Below are 19,195 nucleotides of genomic sequence, written 5' to 3'. Positions count from 1 at the left end.
TGTTTTTTTTGCACCACTAACCGTATTTTTACAAATCAGTATCAGAAGGGAAGCCAGCATGAAAATCCATGAGTATCAAGCCAAAGAAATCCTCCGGCAGCACGGAGTGACGGTACCGCGCGGCATTGCGTGCATGTCCGTCGACGAAGCCGTCAAGGCTGCGCAAACCCTGGGCGGCCCGGTATGGGTTGTCAAGGCGCAGATCCACGCTGGTGGCCGCGGCAAGGGCGGCGGCGTGAAAGTGGCAAAATCGATCGAACAGGTCAAAGAATATGCTGACCAGATCATGGGCATGCAGCTGATCACGCACCAGACCAGCGCCGAAGGCCAGAAAGTCAACCGCCTGCTGGTGGAAGAAGGCGCCGACATCAAACAGGAACTGTACGTGTCGCTGGTCACCGACCGCGTTACCCAGAAAATCGTCCTGATGGCGTCGTCCGAAGGCGGCATGGACATCGAAGAAGTGGCCGAGAGCCACCCTGAAAAAATCCACCACGTTACCATCGAGCCAAGCGTCGGCCTGACCGATGCCCAGGCAGACGACATCGCGACCAAAATCGGCGTGCCTGCCGGTTCCATCGTTGACGCCCGTGTCAACCTGCAAGGCCTGTACAAAGCCTACTGGGAAACCGACTGCTCGCTGGCCGAAATCAACCCGCTGATCGTTACCGGCAGCGGCAAGGTCATCGCCCTGGACGCCAAGTTCAACTTCGACCCGAACGCACTGTTCCGCCATCCGGAAATCGTCGCCCTGCGCGACCTGGACGAAGAAGATCCGGCTGAAATCGAAGCGTCGAAATTCGACCTGGCTTACATTTCGCTCGACGGCAACATCGGTTGCCTGGTCAACGGCGCCGGCCTGGCCATGGCCACCATGGACACCATCAAACTGTTCGGCGGCGAGCCAGCCAACTTCCTGGACGTCGGCGGCGGCGCCACGGCAGAAAAAGTCACCGAAGCGTTCAAGATCATGCTGAAAAACCCGAGCCTGAAAGCCATCCTGGTGAACATTTTCGGCGGCATCATGCGTTGCGACGTGATCGCCGAAGGCGTCATCGCCGCAGTGAAAGCCGTTTCGCTGAACGTGCCGCTGGTGGTGCGCATGAAGGGCACCAACGAAGACCTGGGCAAAAAGATGCTGGCCGATTCCGGTCTGCCTATCATCGCAGCCGACACCATGGAAGATGCAGCCAAGAGCGTCGTTGCCGCTGCTGCCGGTCAAGCTTAATTAAGGAATCAACATGTCCATTCTGATCAATAAAGATACCAAAGTCGTTACCCAAGGGATCACCGGCAAGACCGGCCAGTTCCACACCCGCGGTTGCCGCGACTACGCGAACGGCAAAGCCGCCTTCGTGGCAGGCGTGAACCCGAAGAAAGCCGGCGAAGACTTCGAAGGCATTCCTATTTTCGCCAACGTCACCGAAGCGAAAAAAGAAACCGGCGCCAACGTTTCCGTGATCTACGTGCCGCCAGCAGGCGCGGCAGCGGCGATCTGGGAAGCGGTCGAAGCTGAAATGGATCTGGCCATTTGCATCACCGAAGGCATTCCCGTGCGCGACATGATGGCTTTGAAAGACCGCATGGCCAAGTCGGGCAGCAAAACGCTGCTGCTGGGCCCTAACTGCCCAGGCCTGATCACGCCGGACGAAATCAAGATCGGCATCATGCCAGGCCACATCCATAAAAAGGGCCGCATCGGCGTGGTCTCGCGTTCGGGTACCCTGACCTATGAAGCAGTTGCTCAATTGACCGCACTGGGCCTGGGCCAATCGTCGGCAGTCGGCATCGGCGGCGACCCGATCAACGGCCTCAAGCACATCGACATCATGAAGATGTTCAACGACGATCCGGATACCGACGCGGTCATCATGATCGGCGAAATCGGCGGTCCTGACGAAGCCAATGCCGCCTATTGGATCAAGGACAACATGAAAAAACCGGTGGTCGGCTTTATCGCCGGCGTCACCGCGCCTCCAGGCAAGCGCATGGGCCACGCCGGCGCGCTGATCTCGGGCGGCGCCGACACGGCACAAGCCAAGCTGGAAATCATGGAAGCGTGCGGCATCACCGTCACCAAAAACCCGTCGGAAATGGCGCGTCTGCTGAAAGCCATGCTGTAATACAGCCGGTTTGATGCAGTACAAGAAAGGAGCTTCGGCTCCTTTTTTTATTGTCTGGCGGCCACGGCCCTTCTGGTCGCGTGGCGACGGCGGTGGTCGCAAGCAGGACGCGCCGCGTCGTTTTTCTTGCCGTTGTCGCTGGCCTGGCCCGTGCGCGGCGCTGGCATGGCGCTTGCACTTTTCCTCCGGTGAGCATTCGACAACAGGAGGCAACCATGCGCGCGCAGTCCGGATTTACCCTGATAGAACTGATGATCGTGGTGGCGATCGCCGGCATCCTGGCGGCCGTGGCCATCCCGCAATACAGCGACTACACGATGCGGGCCAAGGTCAGCAATGTGCTGGCGGCGGCCGCGCCGTTGAAAACGGCGGTCGCCTTGTGCGTGCAGGAAAATGGCGGCGAGGCCTCCGCCTGCAGCACCAGTACCGAAGCCAAGCCCAGTTCGATTCCACAATTTAGCGCCACGCGCGAAGTGGCCAGCGCCGGCGTGGCCGATGGCAATATCACCCTGACCCTGGCGCCCGATCTGGGCACCGGCATCGGCGGCCAGACCATCACCATGGAACTGCGTAAAGGCAGCAGCAGCCTGACCTGGTTCAACAGCACCACGGTCACCAATGAGGCGGCCAAGCAGGCCATCTTGCGCAACAATATTGCGACGGCCGTGGCCGCGTTGTGACGCAAAAAGCGCCGACAGCTTGCCCGCTTTGTTTTACAATCGGACAATATTAATCATCATGAAAGACGCCATGGCGCGCAGCTATTTCTGGACCATGTTATGCCTGATCCTGCATCAGATCGACGCCGCCTACTGGCGCGAATGGGAAATGTTTTACTTGCCGGGCGGCGTGCAGGGTTTCCTGGTGTTCAACCTGGCGGCCATCGCCGTGGTGCTGGCCGGCTACCGCCAGGTGCTGCTGGCGTTGCCGCGCGCGCGCCTGTACGCGGGCATCTGCGCCGCGCTGGGCGTGGCCACTTTCGTGATCCACGCCGGCTTTGCGCTGGCGGGGCTGGAACAGTTTCACTTGCCGCTGTCGATGGCGATTATTGTGCTGTGCCTGGGGTGTGCCGGGTGGCTGCTCAATGCGCTGCGCTTACAAGGCAGCCGTCCAGTCGCCTGACTTGCCGCCATGCTTTTCCAGCACCCGCACATCGGTCATGACCATGCCGCGATCGACCGCCTTGCACATGTCGTAGATGGTCAACAGGCCTATCTGCACTGATGTGAGCGCCTCCATTTCCACGCCGGTTTTGCCGGTCGTGTCGACCTGGGCGCGGCAATGGACGCTGCTGGCGGCTTCGTCGATGTCGAAGTCGACTGTCACGCGCGTGATCGCCAAGGGGTGGCACAGGGGAATCAGGTCGCTGGTGCGCTTGGCGCCCATGATGGCGGCGATGCGGGCAATGCCCAGCACGTCGCCCTTCCTGGCGTTGCCTTTGACAATGATGGCCAGGGTCGCCGGCTGCATGCGGATGGTGCCGGCCGCCACGGCGCTGCGGCGCGTGTCGTCCTTGCCGCCGACGTCGACCATATGGGCCTGGCCGGTGGCGTCGAAGTGGGTCAGTGCGCCGGCGGGCGCGTCTTGCTCGGGTGGGGTCATGGTGTCGGCTCGATTTTCTGCGGTTATTCTTGCCGTCATTATAGGGCGCGCCAAGCGCGTGGAAAATGATCGCGCTTACGGGGTATGATAGCAGCCGTGAAATCCCTCCCTTTTTATCCGATCGCTTCTTTAAAAGCCGTCGCGCTGGCGGCCTGCTTGCTGGCCGCCCCCCTGGTGCTGGCGCAAACGGTTGCCACTCCCGCGCCGGCAAAGCCCGCCAAGGTTGATGGCAAGTGGACCCCGTTGCCGCTGGCGCCCACGCCCAATCTGCCGACCCTGGGCGACACCTCGCGCGAAGACCTGTCGCCGGCGATGGAGCGCAAGATCGGCGAAGAGATTATCCGCAGCATCCGCGGCGACCGCGACTATCTCGATGATGCGCCCTTGCTCGAATACATGAATAACTTCGGCAATGCGCTGGTGGCGGCGCGCCCCAGCGTGCGTGGCGAAACCAGCTACGACTATTTCTTTTTTGTCGTGCGCGATCCGCAACTGAACGCGTTTGCCTTGCCGGGTGGCTTTATCGGCGTGCATTCGGCGCTGCTGCTGGCGGCGCAGACCGAGGCCGAACTGGCGTCCGTGCTGTCGCACGAGATCGGCCATGTGGCGCAGCGCCATATTGCGCGCATGCTGGGCCAGCAGCGCCAGGATGCGTTGATGCCGCTGGCGGCCATTGTGCTGGCGGCGCTGGCCTCGCGCGCGGGCGGCGATGTGGCCATGGGCGTGTTTGCCGCCGGCCAGGGCCTGGCGATCCAGCGCCAGCTCAATTTTGGCCGCGACGCCGAGCGCGAAGCCGACCGCATCGGTTTCCAGATCATGGGGGAAGCCGGTTTCGACACCACCGGCATGGTGGCCTTTTTTGGCCGCATGCAGGCGGCCAGCCGCTCCTACAGCGACCTGATGCCGGCCTATTTGCAGACCCACCCCTTGACCACCGAGCGCATCGCCGATATCCAGGCGCGCATCCGCGAGCAGCCTTACAAGCAGCGGCCCGACAGCCTGAACTTTCATCTGGCGCGGGCGCGCGCCCGTGTGCTGCAGGATGACAGCATGCAGGGCTTGATCAACGCGAAAGCGACGTTCAAGACCCAGCTGGAACAGCAAAGCCGCTTCCAGGTGACGGCCGCCCACTATGGGCTGGCGTTTATCGCCATCAAGCAGGGAAAAACCAGGGAAGCGCAGGCCGAGCTCAATGCTGCCAACGCGGCCCTGCACAAGCCGGCCGCGGCGAATGTGCTGACCTCGGGCGGCACGCAAGGGCCCAATTCGCTGCTGGCGGCGATGGCGCTGGAAGTGCTGTTGATGCCGGAGCAAAAGCCGGAAGTCGCGCCGCAGGCGGTGAAAGCGGCAGAGGCGGCGCGCCACCAGTTTCCGCTGTCGCGCGGCATCGCCCATCAGTATGCGGAAGCGCTGATCGCCGACCAGCAGCTCGACAAGGCCACGCTCTACCTGCGCGAGCAGGTGCAGCTGTACAAGGAAGAGCCGGAGCTGTATGACTTGCTGGCCAAGGCCTATTCGACCCAGGGCAAGCGGACCTTGCAGCATATCGCGCTGGCCGAATCGTATGTGCTGCAGGGCGCTACCATGGCCGCGCTGGACCAGCTGACGATCGCGCGCAAGTCCACCGACGCCACTTTTTATGACCAGGCCATGATCGACGCGCGCGAACGCGAATTGCAGGAAAAACGCCGCGAACAGCTCAAGGATCAAAAGTCGTAGTTATACCGGCTGCGGCCTGCGCTGGAAGCCAAAGTGCTGCGGCACCTGGCTCTGGGCCAGGGGCTGCACCGCGATTGTCTGGCCGCCGTGCTGCAGGGTCAGCACGCCGCCCGGGAGTTCCAGCCAGGCCAGCAAGGCTTCGTCGCCAACTGGCTGGTCGTCGAGTCGCAGCAAGCCCATCACTTGCGCCATATCGCGGTCATCGACCTGGGCGACAAGGCCGCCATGTTGCAGGATCAGCGCGCCGTTATCGCATAGAAATGCGGCATCGACGGCTTCGAGCGGTGCGCCGGTGTGCAGCACAAAGCCATGCTGCGGGTCGCTGCGGGCAATAAAAGGCGTCGCTTCCAGGTTCAGGTAGACGCGTTGCGGGCCGTTCTGGAAGAACCAGCAGCCCTGCTCGTCATGGTCATAGTTGCGATTGATAAAGCCGAGCAGGGCGGCGTGGGCGATCTTGTCGCCAGGCAGTTGCAATTGCTGGGCGTGCGCGTCGCGCATGCGCCAGCCGCCGCGCGCGTCCAGGCCCAGCCAGCCATAGCAATGGGGCACGTTCGGCCATTTGGCCAGCGCTTTCTTGACGAGTTCATCCATGTGAGGCGGTCTCCGTGATGGGGGCGATGGCCTCAGCCTGACAGCTTTGTGCCTGGTGTGGCGCCGCGCTGCCCTGTTCGAAAAAATGCAGCAGGCGCCGCGGCAGCCATTCCAGGCTGCCATTGCTGAAGCCCACATGGCCGCCCTGGCGCGGATAGTCCAGCGTGACCTGCGGCGAGGCGCTGCGCGGCAAGTACTGACCGGGCAAAAACGGATCGTTCAGCGCGTTGAGCACCAGGGTCGGCACGGTAATGTCGTGCAACACATGTTTGGCGCTGGCGCGGTGCCAGTAGTCGTCGGCATCGCGGTAGCCGTGCAGCGGCGCCGTCACCACATTGTCGAACGCGTGCAGGTCGCGCGCGGCCAGCATGGCCGCGCGCTCGAACAGGCCGGGAAACTGTTCCAGCTTGGCCAGGCATTTCGGTTTCAGGGTCTGTAAAAACATGCGCGTGTACAGGCGGTTTGCACCGGACGAGAGCGCCTTGCCGCCTTGCGCCAGGTCCAGCGGGGCCGACACGGCCGCTGCCGCATCGACGAAATCGGCACCATGCTGCGCCTGCCCCAGCCAGCACAGCAGGGCGTTGCCGCCCAGCGAGACGCCGGCCGCATAGAACTTGCCGCTGGCGCGCGGGCGCAAACGCCGCAGCAGCCAGTCCACTTCCTCGGCGTCGCCGGAATGATAAAAGCGCGGCGCCAGGTTGGCCTCGCCCGAGCAGCCGCGAAAATGCGGTACCGCGCCCGACCAGCCGCGCGCCGCCACCTGCGCCATCAGGGCGCGTGCGTAATGGCTGTTCGAGGAGCCTTCCAGGCCGTGCAACAGCACCACCAGCGGTTGCCCGGGCTGGCCGTCGACCAGGTCGACATCGACGAAGTCGCCATCGGGCGCCTGCCAGCGCTCGCGCCGGAAGGCCACGGGCGGCTTGCGGAACCAGACGGCCGGCGCGATGGTTTGCAGATGGCCGCCCGGCAACCAGAATGGCGCGCTGTAGTTCATGAGGCCTTAATGCAGGATCTGCGCTCCGGCCGCGTCCGACTGTGCGGCGCCGGGGGCGATCGAGACATGGTGCAGCACGATGCGCCAGCCACGCGGGGTTTTCACGTAGACATTGGTGGCCAGCAAGTGCGCGGCCGCGCCTTCGCTGGCGGTGCTGCCTTCGACCACCGTATGAACTGAACTCATCAGATTGTGCGTTTCATGCAACTGGGTCGGCAGGATATGCAGGCCGCCGCCGGCCAGCACGACTTCCCACGAGGCGCGGATGGCGGCATGGCCGATCAGGCGCGCCCCGCCCGGGTGGATGCAGACGATTTCTTCATCGTCGGCCCACAGCGCCATCAGCGCATCGAGATCGGCGCGGTTCAAGGCATCGTAGAAAGCCACCTCGACTTCGGCGGCGCTGCCATTCAATTCCTTCACACTTTTCATGATGACTCCGGTCTGGGCGGCGTTGGGATCAATGGTGGCCGGCGCTGGCGCCTGGTTTCAGTTTGTAGGCGGTGCCGCAGTATGGACACTTGGCCACGCCATGGTTGTCAAATTCCAGGAACACCCGCGGATGCGACGACCACAGCGGCATGGCCGGGTTAGGGCAGTGGGCTGGCAGGTCTTTACCGTCGAGTTCGACCGCTGGCTGGGTGGTGTTTGTCATCTTGTCATGCTCCGTGAGGCTAAAGTAATCAGTTATGGTGAAAATACAGGGTGAAAATACCGGGTGAAAATACAGCGTGCGAAAAGCACGATTTTAACGGATTCGCGCAGGCAGTAAAATTCATCCGTAGAATGGCGGCTTGATCCGTTAGGGCAGGCCGCCGTTTTCACACCAAAAGCGCGCGCACGCCGTCACCATGAACCCAGATACCGTCTTTTTATCGCCGCGCGCGATCTCCTTGGCCTGCGCCGTCGTTGTGCCAATCATACACTTTGCCGCCAGAGGTGCCGTTTGAGCACCACCCTCCAACGCCAGTCGTTTCGCGAAGGCCTGCTGCTGGGCGCACCGACCCTGGTCGGTATCGCCGCCTGGGGCATGGTGGTCGGCATCGCCATGGTGAAAAGCGGTCTGAGCGTGACCGAGTCCAGCCTGATGACCTTGCTGGTGTTTGCCGGTTCGGCCCAGCTCGCTTCCCTGCCGCTGCTGGCCGCGCAGGCGCCGATCTGGGTGATTTTTGCCACCGCGCTGGTGGTCAACTTGCGCTTCGTGATCTTTTCGGCCTTGCTGGCACCCCATTTCGCCCATCTGCCGTGGCGCCAGCGCTTTGCGCTCGGCTATATTTCCGGCGATATCGCCGTCGGCCTGTTTCTGCAGCGTTATCCTCTGGAAACGCCCGACCCGGGCAAGGTGCCCTTTTTGAAAGGGCTGATCTATCCGAACTGGGCTGCATGGCAAGTCGGCTCGCTGGCCGGCATCTTCCTCGGCACGTTTGTTCCGGCCGAATGGGGCCTGGGCTTTGCGGGCACCCTGGCCATCATCTGCGTGACGGTGCCGCTGGTGCTGGGCCGCGCGGCCCTGTGCGGCGTGCTGGTGTCGGGCGCGGTGGCGGTGGCGGCCTTTCGCCTGCCGTATAAACTGGGCTTGCTGGTGGCGGTGCTGGCCGGCATGCTGAGCGCCATGGCGGTGGAAGAACTGACGGACAAATGGAAGAGCAAGCATGTTTGAGGCAATAGAACTGGGCAATATCGATGTCTGGGCCGTCATCGTGGTGCTGGCGCTGGCCACCGCCGCCACCCGCAGCACCTTCTGGCTGGTGGGCCACCATATCACCATCCCGAAGCGCGTGAACGAGATGCTGCGCTTTGCGCCGGCCTGCGCGCTGGCGGCCATTATCGCGCCCGACCTGTTGATGGACAGCACCCAGATGCAGCTGGACTTGCTCAACCCGAAACTGCTGTCCGGCATTGCCGCGACGATTTTTTACTTGATCCGCCGCAATATGCTGCACACCATCGTGTTTGGCATGCTGGTTTTCACCGGATTGCGTTTGTTGCATGTTTTTCAGTAAAGCGGGACAAATCGGGTATTTGCGCTGGTGCTTGCGGTAAAATAGCGCACTTCCTTCCACTCGTCATCTGGATCGCCATGTCAGCTGTTCTCAACTTCATCCGTCTGCAAGATTTGATCGACCAACACGCCCTGCAAGGCAAGCGCGTATTCATCCGCGCCGACTTGAACGTGCCGCAGGATGACAGTGGCAAGATTACCGAAGACACCCGCATCCGCGCCTCGGTGCCGGCGATTCGCGCCGCGCTGGACGCTGGCGCTGCCGTCATGGTGACCTCGCACCTGGGCCGACCGACCGAAGGCCAATTCAAGCCTGCCGACAGCCTGGCGCCCGTCGCGGCCCGCCTGTCCGAGCTGCTGGGTCAGCCAGTGGCATTGAAACAGGACTGGATCGATGGCGCCGGCCTGGAGTCCTTGACCGCCGGCCAGGTGGTGCTGCTGGAAAACGTGCGCGTCAACCAGGGTGAAAAGAAAAACAGTGATGAACTGGCGCAAAAAATGGCCAGGCTGTGCGATATTTATGTCAACGACGCGTTCGGCACCGCTCACCGCGCCGAAGCCTCGACCCACGGCATCGCCAAGTTCGCGCCCATCGCCTGCGCCGGCCCGCTATTGGCCGCCGAACTCGATGCGCTGGGCAAGGCGCTGCACGCGCCGGCCAGGCCGCTGCTGGCCATCGTTGCCGGCTCCAAGGTGTCGAGCAAGCTGACCATCCTCAAGGCCCTGTCCGACAAGGTCGATAACCTGATCGTCGGCGGCGGCATCGCCAACACCTTCATGAAGGCGGTTGGCTTGAATGTTGGCAAGTCGCTGGTGGAAGCGGAACTGGTCGAGGAAGCCCGCGCCATTATCGAGATCATGGCCAAGCGCGGCGCGCAAGTGCCGATTCCCGTCGACGTGGTGTGCGCCAAGGAGTTTTCACCCACCGCCGCCGCCACCGTCAAGGACGTGGCCGATGTGGCGGACGACGACATGATTCTCGATATCGGCCCGAAAACGGCGGCCCTGCTGGCGCAGCAAATTGCTGCCGCCGGCACCATCGTCTGGAACGGCCCGGTTGGCGTGTTCGAATTCGACCAGTTCGGTCACGGCACCAAAACGCTGGCGCTGGCCATTGCCGAGTCGAAAGCGTTCTCGATCGCCGGCGGTGGCGACACCCTGGCGGCGATTGCAAAATATGATATTACCGATAAAATCAGTTATATCTCCACCGGCGGCGGCGCTTTCCTGGAATTCCTGGAAGGCAAAACCTTGCCAGCAGTAGAGATTCTGATGCAGCGCGCCGCCCAATAAGGGCTGGCTGTAAAGTATGTACGCACCAAGCGCAGCCTGACCGCTGCGCTTTTACCTTGCCGGGCCGCGCAGGCGCCCGGTCGATATGCTCTAACCTCTTGCTCTCGCACAAGGAATCCTATGCCACGCGGTACAAAAATCGTAGCAACCATCGGCCCAGCCTCCACTGACCTCGCCATCCTGGTCAAGATGATACGGGCCGGTGTCGACGTGGTGCGTTTGAATTTTTCCCACGGCAAGGCACAAGACCATATCGACCGCGCGGCGCTGGTGCGCCAGGCGGCGGCCGAATGCGGCCGCGAAGTGGCCATCATGGCCGACATGCAAGGCCCGAAGATTCGCGTCGGCAAGTTTGAAAACAGCCGCATCCAGCTCGAAGCGGGCGACAAGTTCATCCTCGACGCCAAGTGGGGCGAAAACGGCGAGCTGGGCAACCAGGAACGGGTTGGCCTCGACTACAAGGCCCTGCCGCGCGACCTGAACAAGGACGACGTGCTGCTGCTCAACGACGGCCTGATCGTGCTGATCGTCGAGCGCATTATCGCCAACGAGATCCATACGGTGGTCAAGATCGGTGGCGAGTTGTCGAACAACAAGGGCATCAACCGCCAGGGCGGCGGCCTGACAGCGCCGGCGCTGACGGCCAAGGACATGGAAGACATCAAGACGGCGATGAGCTTCCAGGCCGACTACCTGGCCATTTCCTTCCCGAAAAGCGCGACCGACATGGAAATGGCGCGCACCCTGGCCAATATCGCCGGCGAGCCTTACCACCACAAGCCGATGATGATCGCCAAGATCGAGCGCGCCGAAGCGATTCCCGTGCTGCAGGAAATTCTCGATGCCTCCGACGGCATCATGGTGGCGCGTGGCGACCTGGCCGTGGAAGTGGGTAATGCGGCCGTGCCGGCCTTGCAAAAGCGCATGATCAAGATGGCGCGCGCCTCGAATAAACTGGCCATTACCGCCACCCAGATGATGGAATCGATGATCGTCAATGCCGTGCCGACCCGCGCGGAGGTGTCGGACGTGGCGAACGCCGTTTTAGATGGCACCGACGCCGTGATGACCTCGGCCGAGACAGCCTCGGGCAAATATCCGATCGAGACGGTGGAAATGATGGCCGCCATCTGCGTCGAAGCGGAACAGTCCGAATACAACAAGCTCGACGCGGACTTTTTGAACGTGACGTTCTCGCGCATCGACCAGTCGATCGCCTACGGCGCGCTGTTTACGGCCCACCATTTGCGCGTGAAAGCCATCGTGGCGATGACGGAATCGGGTTCCACCGCGCTGTGGATGAGCCGCCACAGTATCGACACGCCGATTTTTGCCCTGACGCCGAGCGTGACCACGCAGCGCAAGGCCACCCTGTACCGCAATGTGCGCGCCTACCACCTGCTGCAAAACGGCAGCAGCGCGCAAGTGCTGAAACAGGCCGAAGATTTGCTGGTCGCCAATGGCATCGTCAAGAAGGGCGACATGATCGTCGTCACCTGGGGCTCGCCGATGGGCCAGGCGGGCGGCACCAACGCATTAAAAATTGTACGCGTGGGTGAATATGATTAAGCCACGCGTGAGGTAAACCAGATGCCGGCGCGGTTCACCTGCCGCGAAGCGTCGCCACAGTTTCTATTGTTCTCTGGAGTATTACCATGTCTCTCGTATCCATGCGTCAATTGCTGGACCATGCCGCCGAAAACGGTTATGGCATTCCTGCCTTCAACGTCAACAACCTCGAGCAAGTGCAGGCCATCATGGCTGCCGCCGACGCGCTGAACGCGCCGGTGATCATGCAGGCGTCCGCTGGCGCCCGTAAATATGCCGGCGAAGCGTTCCTGCGCCACCTGATCGATGCCGCCATCGAAGCCTATCCGCACATTCCGGTCGTCATGCACCAGGATCACGGCCAGTCGCCGGCGATCTGCATGGCCGCCATCCGCTCCGGCTTTTCGTCGGTGATGATGGACGGTTCGCTCGAAGCGGACGGCAAGTCGGTCGCTTCCTACGAATACAACGTCGACGTGTCGCGCGAAGTGGTGAAGTTTTCGCACGCCATCGGCGTGACGGTGGAAGCAGAACTGGGCGTGTTGGGTTCGCTGGAAACCATGAAGGGCGACAAGGAAGACGGCCACGGCGCCGAAGGCACGATGACGCGCGAGCAGTTGCTGACGGACGTGGCGCAGGCGGCCGACTTCGTGCAGCGCACCCAGTGCGACGCGCTGGCGATCGCGATTGGCACCTCGCACGGCGCCTACAAGTTTACCCGCAAGCCGACCGGCGAAATCCTGGCGATCGACCGCATCAAGGAAATCCACGCGCGCATCCCGAACACCCACCTGGTGATGCACGGTTCCTCGTCGGTGCCGCAGGAATTGCTGGCCATCATCCGTGAATTCGGCGGCGACATGAAGGAAACCTATGGCGTGCCGGTTGAAGAAATCCAGGAAGGCATCCGTCACGGCGTGCGCAAGATCAATATCGACACCGATATCCGCCTGGCGATGACGGCCGCGATTCGCCAGTTCATGTTCCAGAACCCGTCGAAATTCGATCCGCGCGACTACCTGAAACCGGCCCGCCTGGCGGCCGAGCAGATCGTGCGCGCGCGCTTCCAGCAATTCGGCTGCGAAGGCCAGGCCTCGAAAATCAAACAGATTTCGCTGGAAAAAATGGCCGAGCGCTACAAGGCCGGCGAGCTTGCCCAGATTGTGAAGTAAAATCTTGCCCGGAGCGGGCCGGCTTTCTTGCCGGCCCGTTGTTCACGACCGGCGGGCGATTGTCCTGCACGCCGGTGTCGCTTCATGTTTTGTTTCATTCCAACCATTCCCTCCGCTATGAACAGCCTCTATCAGACCTCCATCCATTCCCTGCCACTGCTCGGTCACGGCAAGGTGCGCGACAACTATGCCGTCGGCGACGACAAGATCCTGATCGTCACCACCGACCGCCTGTCGGCCTTCGACGTCGTCATGAACGAGCCGATTCCCGGCAAGGGCAAGGTCCTCAATCAGATGAGCGACTTCTGGTTCGAAAAGCTGGGCCATATCGTGCCGAACCACCTGACGGGCGTGGCGCCTGAATCGGTGGTGGAAGCCGAAGAAGTGGAGCAGGTCAAGGGCCGCGCCGTGGTGGCCAAGCGCTTGAAACCGATCATGGTCGAGGCGGTGGTGCGCGGCTATCTCATCGGTTCGGGCTGGAAAGACTACCAGGACACGGGCAGCATCTGCGGCATCAAGCTGCCGGCAGGCCTGCAACAGGCGCAAAAGCTGCCGCAACCGTTGTTCACGCCTGCAGCCAAGGCCGAACTGGGAGAGCACGACGAAAACATCAGCTTTGCTGACATGGAACAGCGCATCGGCGCGGAACTGGCCGCGAAAATGCGCGACGTCAGTATTCAGTTGTACCAGGCGGCCGCCGATTACGCCGCCACGCGCGGCATCATCATTGCCGACACCAAATTCGAATTCGGCCTGGACGACGATGGCGTGATGCACCTGATGGACGAAGTGCTGACGGCCGACTCATCGCGCTTCTGGCCAGCGGACTCGTACCAGCCCGGCATGTCGCCGCCATCGTTCGACAAGCAGTTTGTGCGCGACTACCTGGAAACCCTGAGCTGGGGCAAGACGGCGCCGGCGCCGGCACTGCCGGCCGAGGTGATCGAGAAGACCCAGGCCAAGTACTTCGAAGCCATCGAACGCCTGACCGGCGCAAAGCTGAAGGACTGAGATGACTGATCAACAAGCACCACTGGTCGGCGTGATCATGGGCTCGTCCTCGGACTGGGACGTGATGCAACACGCCGTAACGATCCTGAAACAGTTCGGCGTGCCGTTCGAAGCGCAAGTCATTTCCGCGCACCGCATGCCCGACGAGATGTATGCCTATGCCAGGAGCGCGCGTGCGCGTGGCCTGCGCGCGATTATCGCCGGCGCCGGCGGCGCGGCCCACCTGCCGGGCATGGTGGCGGCGATGACCATCGTGCCGGTGCTGGGCGTGCCCGTGCCCTCGAAATACCTGCGCGGCGAAGACTCGATGCTGTCGATCCTGCAAATGCCCAAGGGCGTGCCGGTGGCCACTTTCGCCATCGGCGAAGCGGGTGCCGCCAATGCCGCGCTGACGGCCGTGGCCATGCTCGCCGCCAATGACGACGCGCTGGCCGCCCAGCTCGAAGCTTTCCGTGTCACGCAAACCGACGCCGCCAAGGCGATGACTTTACCGCTGGACTAAATGAGCCATTCTTCTTCTTCTTCGCAACCTTTGCCGTCTACGCCCATCTTGCCCACCGCCAACCCGCCCGCCTGGCTGGGCGTGATGGGCGGCGGCCAACTGGGCCGCATGTTTGCCCAGGCCGCCCAGAGCATGGGCTACCAGGTTGCAGTTCTTGAACCTGTGCTGGAGCCGTCCCATGATTGCCCGGCCGGCCAGGTCGCGCAGCGGCTGGTCAATGCCGGCTACGACGCCGCCGCCGGCCTCGACGCCTTGGGCGCACAATGCCTGGCGGTGACCACCGAATTTGAAAACGTGCCGGCCGGCAGCCTGTCGCGCCTGGCCGACAAGGTGTTTGTCGCGCCGAACGCCCATGGCGTGTCGGTGGCGCAGGACCGCATCGCCGAAAAGCGTTTTTTTGTCGATTGCGCGGGCAAATCCGGCGTGCTGCCGGCGCCGCACAAAGTGATCGCCAGCGAGGACGATATCGCGGCGATTCCCGATGATCTCTTGCCCGGCATCCTGAAAACCGTGCGCATGGGCTATGACGGCAAGGGGCAGGTGCGCGTGCGCTCGCGCGACGAGGTGCGCGCCGCGTTTGCCGGCATGGGGCAGGTCACCTGCCTGCTGGAAAAAATGCTGCCGCTGGCCTATGAGGTGTCGGTGCTGACGGCGCGCGGCTTTGACGGCGCCTCGGTGGTGTATCCGATCGCCGAAAACGTGCACCGCGACGGCATCCTGTTTACCACCACCGTGCCGGGCCCGAACGTCTCGAACGATTGCGCGGCCAAGGCGCAGCGCGCGGCGCAGGCCATGGTGGCCGAGCTCGGCTATGTCGGCGTGCTGTGCATCGAGTTTTTTGTGCTGGCAGACGGCTCCCTGGTGGTCAATGAAATGGCGCCGCGGCCGCACAACAGCGGCCACTACACGATGGACGCCTGCGTCACCAGCCAGTTCGCGCAGCAGGTGCGGGCCATGGCGCGCTTGCCGCTGGGCGACACGCGCCAGCATTCGCCGGCCGTGATGCTCAATATCCTGGGTGACGCCTGGTTTGCCAACGAGACCGACGCCATCCGTGAACCGGCCTGGGACCAGGTGCTGGCGCTGCCGGGCGCTTGTTTGCACCTGTATGGCAAGGATGATCCGCGCCGTGGCCGCAAGATGGGTCACCTGACCCTGGTCGCGGCCACCTTGCCCGAAGCGCAGCAACGCCTGCATGAGGCTTGCCTGATCCTGGGAATTGCGCCGTGAGCATGCCGCAGTCGATCATTGACGCTGCCGCCTTGCTGGAAGCGGGCGCGCTGGTGGCGTTTCCTACCGAGACCGTGTATGGCCTGGGGGCGGACGCGGAAAACCCGCAAGCTGTCGCGCGCATCTATGAGGCCAAGGGCCGTCCGTCCGACCATCCGGTGATCGTGCATGTGGCGCCCGGCGCCGACCTGGCGCACTGGTGCGACGACTTGCCGGTGGCAGCGACGCAACTGGCGGCCGCCTTCTGGCCCGGTCCGCTGACCCTGATCGTCAGGCGCGCCGCGCGCATTCCCGATGCGGTCTCCGGCGGGCAGGATACGGTGGGTTTGCGCTGCCCGTCGCACCCGGTGGCGATCGCCTTGCTCGCCGCTTTCAAGGGCGGCAAGGGTGGCGTGGCGGCGCCGTCGGCCAACAAATTTGGCAATGTCAGCCCGACCACCGCGCAGCATGTGCGCGATGAATTCCAGGCGGAACTCGACAGCGGCTTGCTGGGCGCGGTGCTCGATGGCGGCCAGAGCGAGGTCGGCATCGAGTCGACCATCGTCGACCTGTCGCGCCTGGCCACGCATGGCCCGGTGCTGTTGCGTCCCGGTCATATCAGCGGCGAGCAGATCGCGGCCGTGATGGGGCAGTTGCCGGCTTCAGCGGATGCGACCGCGCCGCGCGCCTCCGGCACGCTCGATTCGCACTATGCGCCACACACGCCTGTTGCGATGCAGCACACCGATGTGCTGGGCGAAACGCTGAACCAGTTGCTCAATGCCGGGCGCCGGATCGCGCTGATCCATTACTCTGCCTTGCCGCCGGCCTCGGCCAGCGTGCGCCTGGCGCCCGTGCCCGCTTCCTACGCGCATGCGCTGTACGCCTCGCTGCGCACGATGGACCAGGCCGGCGCCGAGCTGATTTTGGTGGAAGCACCACCGACCGGCCCGGACTGGCTGGGTGTCAATGACCGCCTGCGGCGCGCCGCCTTTGGCTCGACCGGCCTGCTGCAGCAATTTCTCGGCATTTGAACGCAGTCCCAACCAGCCCCGTTCAGGGGTTTTTTCTTGACGCAGCGCAATATAAATCATTGTCCGTAGTCATGACAATTCCGCCATAATTGACGCACTTGCCCGGTCTTGCGCGAACGGAAAGAGTTGTTGTTATTTGGCTGTTTTTTCAAACGTATTTTCTATACAAGCATACGGAACGATGGCATATTAGTTGGGTAGCGAATAGCACGCCCGTTCGTTTGTAAACCAAAAAAAGACCCTAGGAGACAAAATGCAATACACCAAATTCGCGCTTGCCGCGCTGACAGCGGCTGTCCTGGCCGGTTGCGGCGGCTCCAGCGGCGGCGACCAGACCCTGAAAGTCAAATATACGGCACAAGTCTCGTTCGGCGACAGCCTGTCCGACGTTGGTTCCTATGCGGTCGGCACGATCGCCGCGCTGAAAGGCGGCAAGTTCACCATCAATGGCAACAATACTTCCATCAATCCTGAGCTGACGGGCAAGAACTGGACCGAACACCTGGCCGCGCAATTCGGCCTGCCAGCGCCATGCGCGGCGCAAACCGGTCTCGACGGCAATGCCGCCCAGGGTTTTTCAGTCGCTTCGGTAAAACATGCCGGCTGCTTCGGCTACGCCATGGGCGGCTCGCGCGTGACCAATCCGGTCGGCCCGAACAACAAATTGACGGGCAGTGCGCTGGGCGCGCTGACCGTGCCGGTGACCACCCAGATCGCCAATCACCTGGCGGTATCGGGCGGCAAATTCAGCGGCACCGAAGTGGTGTTCGTGATGGCCGGCGGTAATGACTTGCTGTTCCAGTTGGGTGGCTTGCAAGCGTCTGCCACGGCTGAAGGCACGAAGGCCTTCGGCTCCAGCCTGGTCAGCCAGCTGGCGGCTGGCGCGCCGAATCCCCAGACCGCTGCGGCGGCCATTAGCCTTGCGCTGCAAACCGAGAGCGCGCGCCCGGGCAGCACCTCGACCACCATCGTGGCAGCTGCGGTTACCGCTGCTGCGCGCGCGGGTAACACGGCTGCCGCATCGGCAACCGTCTACGGTCCGATGGTTGTTACGGCTCAGGCCGCCGCTGCCAAGGCCGGTGCCGACTACGCCGCCAAGACCGGTCCGACCCTGGTCACCGCCATGGGCACGGCCGGCGCCGAACTGGTGGCGCTGGTGAAAGACCAGATCATTGCCAAGGGCGCGACCCACGTGGTCGTCAACAACCTGCCGGACGTGGCCAATACGCCATCGGGTCTCGGCAAGGACGCCAATACGCGTGCCCTGATCAACGCCATGGTGTCGGCCTTCAACACGCAGATCAGCACCGGCCTGGCCGCCAATGACAAGGTGTTGCTGGTTGACGTGTTTGCCGTCAGTCATGATCAGGCAAGCAACCCTGGTCCGTATGGCCTGACCAACGTCAAGGAACCAGCGTGCAACCTGACCGATGCCACCAAGAATCCGCTGGGCAGCTCGCTGGTGTGTAACGGCAGCAACCTGATCGCCGGCGACGTCAGCCATTACTCCTATGCCGACGATGTGCATCCTTCGCCGTTCAACAACCTGTTGCTGGCGCGTTATGTTGCCAAAGACCTGGTGACGCGCGGCTGGCTGTAATCGGGCGGCGCCCCGGCCATGCCGGGGCGCCTGAAGGACTGACTGGATAGGCGACTATCCGCACATGATGAATCAGGAGACAATATGAACCAACGTTTCAATCGCGCGGCGCAGGTGCTGGCGGCCATCGCGGCCATGACACTCGCTTCGGCTGCCACGGCGCAAAGCGCCGGCACTTTTACTGCCAAGGTCGGCCTCAACAAGATCACGCCGCATGTGACCAGCGGCGACATGACGGCGCCGGCCCTGCCGAACACCAAGGCCGACGTCGAGTCCGACACCAAGCCGATTTTGACCCTGGCCTATATGCTGACCGACAATATTTCGGCCGAGATGCATCTGGGCGTGCCGTACAAGCATAATCTGATGGGCGCCGGCTCCATCAAGGGCACGGGCAAGCTGGGCACCTCGGAAGTGCTGCCGCCGACCTTGCTGATGCAGTACCGTTTCTTTGACGCCAACGCCATGATCCGCCCTTACGTGGGCGCGGGCCTGACCTACGCCTATTTCCAAAAGGAACGCGGTTCGGGCGCGATGACGGCCTTGCTCAATCCGGGCGGCGAGCCGTCGACCTACCGCCTGCAAAACAAGCTGGCCGGCAGCATCCAGGTCGGCGCGACGCTGGCCTTCAACGAACGCTGGTTCGCCGACGTGGGCGTCATCAAGACCTACCTGAAAACCCGTGCCTCGTTCTCGACCGGCCAGACGCAGGATATCAAGCTCGATCCGACCGCCGTCAGCATCGGTATCGGCTACAAGTTTTTCTGAGATTGCCGTATTTGAAAAAAATCCGCT

Annotated in this window: 21 protein-coding genes; 16 read left to right on the top strand and 5 right to left on the bottom strand. The window is 62.7% G+C overall.

The window, feature by feature from the left end; genetic code table 11:
- Nucleotides 1–58 precede the first annotated feature (58 nt).
- The 4 genes from sucC (at nucleotide 59) to CD932_RS07860 (ending at nucleotide 3,245) form a co-directional block, all read left to right on the top strand.
- Entirely contained in the window at nucleotides 59–1,228 is a 1,170-nt protein-coding gene (gene sucC / locus CD932_RS07875; protein ID WP_094442147.1) for an ADP-forming succinate--CoA ligase subunit beta, read from the top strand.
- Between the two features lie 13 nt (nucleotides 1,229–1,241).
- Nucleotides 1,242–2,123: a succinate--CoA ligase subunit alpha gene (gene sucD, locus CD932_RS07870; protein WP_094442146.1), complete on the top strand. Its 882-nt coding sequence runs from the start codon at nucleotides 1,242–1,244 to the stop codon at nucleotides 2,121–2,123.
- Nucleotides 2,124–2,338: 215 nt separating this feature from the next.
- Nucleotides 2,339–2,803 carry a pilin gene (locus tag CD932_RS07865; RefSeq protein WP_094442145.1) on the top strand — a complete coding sequence of 155 codons (465 nt, stop codon included), beginning with the start codon at nucleotides 2,339–2,341 and terminating at the stop codon, nucleotides 2,801–2,803.
- Nucleotides 2,804–2,861: 58 nt separating this feature from the next.
- Nucleotides 2,862–3,245 carry a DUF6713 family protein gene (locus CD932_RS07860; protein ID WP_217907244.1) on the top strand — a complete coding sequence of 128 codons (384 nt, stop codon included), beginning with the start codon at nucleotides 2,862–2,864 and terminating at the stop codon, nucleotides 3,243–3,245.
- Here CD932_RS07860 and moaC read toward each other — a convergent pair.
- Nucleotides 3,219–3,725, bottom strand: coding sequence for a cyclic pyranopterin monophosphate synthase MoaC (moaC, locus tag CD932_RS07855; protein WP_094442143.1), 507 nt, complete (start codon nucleotides 3,723–3,725; stop codon nucleotides 3,219–3,221). The two genes, CD932_RS07860 and moaC, sit on opposite strands and share 27 nt — an antisense overlap.
- A gap of 84 nt (nucleotides 3,726–3,809) precedes the next feature.
- On the opposite strand from moaC, the gene CD932_RS07850 reads away from it, so the two are divergent.
- The gene (locus CD932_RS07850) at nucleotides 3,810–5,444 is read left to right on the top strand and encodes a M48 family metallopeptidase (protein ID WP_094442142.1); all 1,635 of its coding nucleotides are present in this window, start codon (nucleotides 3,810–3,812) and stop codon (nucleotides 5,442–5,444) included.
- Here CD932_RS07850 and CD932_RS07845 read toward each other — a convergent pair whose 3' ends face one another.
- From CD932_RS07845 to CD932_RS07830, 4 genes are read right to left on the bottom strand one after another with little or no spacing between them, the layout of a single operon-like run.
- Complete coding sequence (locus CD932_RS07845; RefSeq protein ID WP_094442141.1) at nucleotides 5,445–6,035, bottom strand: DUF2946 family protein; 591 nt, start codon at nucleotides 6,033–6,035, stop codon at nucleotides 5,445–5,447.
- The gene (locus CD932_RS07840; RefSeq protein ID WP_094442140.1) at nucleotides 6,028–7,029 is read right to left on the bottom strand and encodes a YheT family hydrolase; all 1,002 of its coding nucleotides are present in this window, start codon (nucleotides 7,027–7,029) and stop codon (nucleotides 6,028–6,030) included. Before CD932_RS07840 ends, CD932_RS07845 begins: the two co-directional genes overlap by 8 nt.
- Before the next feature lie 6 nt (nucleotides 7,030–7,035).
- Nucleotides 7,036–7,461, bottom strand: coding sequence for a nuclear transport factor 2 family protein (locus CD932_RS07835; RefSeq protein WP_094442139.1), 426 nt, complete (start codon nucleotides 7,459–7,461; stop codon nucleotides 7,036–7,038).
- Nucleotides 7,462–7,489: 28 nt separating this feature from the next.
- A complete protein-coding gene (locus CD932_RS07830) occupies nucleotides 7,490–7,684 on the bottom strand; it encodes a zinc-finger domain-containing protein (protein ID WP_094442138.1) in 195 nt (64 codons plus the stop codon).
- A gap of 291 nt (nucleotides 7,685–7,975) precedes the next feature.
- Here CD932_RS07830 and CD932_RS07825 point away from each other — a divergent pair, with 291 nt between their 5' ends.
- From CD932_RS07825 to CD932_RS07775, 11 genes are all read left to right on the top strand, one after another.
- Nucleotides 7,976–8,689 (top strand): AzlC family ABC transporter permease, encoded by a 714-nt coding sequence (locus CD932_RS07825; protein ID WP_094442137.1) that lies wholly within the window; start codon nucleotides 7,976–7,978, stop codon nucleotides 8,687–8,689.
- Nucleotides 8,682–9,032 carry an AzlD domain-containing protein gene (locus tag CD932_RS07820; RefSeq protein WP_254926506.1) on the top strand — a complete coding sequence of 117 codons (351 nt, stop codon included), beginning with the start codon at nucleotides 8,682–8,684 and terminating at the stop codon, nucleotides 9,030–9,032. Before CD932_RS07825 ends, CD932_RS07820 begins: the two co-directional genes overlap by 8 nt.
- 77 nt (nucleotides 9,033–9,109) lie before the next feature.
- Nucleotides 9,110–10,324 carry a phosphoglycerate kinase gene (locus tag CD932_RS07815; protein WP_094442136.1) on the top strand — a complete coding sequence of 405 codons (1,215 nt, stop codon included), beginning with the start codon at nucleotides 9,110–9,112 and terminating at the stop codon, nucleotides 10,322–10,324.
- 120 nt (nucleotides 10,325–10,444) lie between these two features.
- Nucleotides 10,445–11,893, top strand: coding sequence for a pyruvate kinase (gene pyk / locus CD932_RS07810; protein ID WP_094442135.1), 1,449 nt, complete (start codon nucleotides 10,445–10,447; stop codon nucleotides 11,891–11,893).
- Nucleotides 11,894–11,979: 86 nt separating this feature from the next.
- Complete coding sequence (fba, locus tag CD932_RS07805; protein ID WP_094442134.1) at nucleotides 11,980–13,044, top strand: class II fructose-bisphosphate aldolase; 1,065 nt, start codon at nucleotides 11,980–11,982, stop codon at nucleotides 13,042–13,044.
- 117 nt (nucleotides 13,045–13,161) lie between these two features.
- Nucleotides 13,162–14,055 (top strand): phosphoribosylaminoimidazolesuccinocarboxamide synthase, encoded by an 894-nt coding sequence (locus CD932_RS07800; protein WP_094442133.1) that lies wholly within the window; start codon nucleotides 13,162–13,164, stop codon nucleotides 14,053–14,055.
- Nucleotide 14,056: 1 nt separating this feature from the next.
- On the top strand, nucleotides 14,057–14,557 hold the full coding sequence (purE, locus tag CD932_RS07795) for a 5-(carboxyamino)imidazole ribonucleotide mutase (protein ID WP_094442132.1): 501 nt from the start codon (nucleotides 14,057–14,059) through the stop codon (nucleotides 14,555–14,557).
- The gene (locus tag CD932_RS07790) at nucleotides 14,558–15,787 is read left to right on the top strand and encodes a 5-(carboxyamino)imidazole ribonucleotide synthase (RefSeq protein WP_094442131.1); all 1,230 of its coding nucleotides are present in this window, start codon (nucleotides 14,558–14,560) and stop codon (nucleotides 15,785–15,787) included.
- 2 nt (nucleotides 15,788–15,789) lie between these two features.
- On the top strand, nucleotides 15,790–16,800 hold the full coding sequence (locus CD932_RS07785; RefSeq protein WP_094442130.1) for an L-threonylcarbamoyladenylate synthase: 1,011 nt from the start codon (nucleotides 15,790–15,792) through the stop codon (nucleotides 16,798–16,800).
- Nucleotides 16,801–17,053: 253 nt separating this feature from the next.
- Nucleotides 17,054–18,400, top strand: a complete 1,347-nt coding sequence (locus CD932_RS07780) for an SGNH/GDSL hydrolase family protein (protein WP_094442129.1) — start codon at nucleotides 17,054–17,056, stop codon at nucleotides 18,398–18,400.
- Between the two features lie 84 nt (nucleotides 18,401–18,484).
- Entirely contained in the window at nucleotides 18,485–19,168 is a 684-nt protein-coding gene (locus tag CD932_RS07775) for an OmpW family protein (RefSeq protein WP_094442128.1), read from the top strand.
- Nucleotides 19,169–19,195 lie beyond the last annotated feature (27 nt).

It is taken from the genome of Janthinobacterium sp. PC23-8, assembly GCF_002250505.1.
Classification (GTDB): domain Bacteria; phylum Pseudomonadota; class Gammaproteobacteria; order Burkholderiales; family Burkholderiaceae_D; genus Janthinobacterium.
This window is presented reverse-complemented; position numbering and strand designations above follow the sequence as displayed.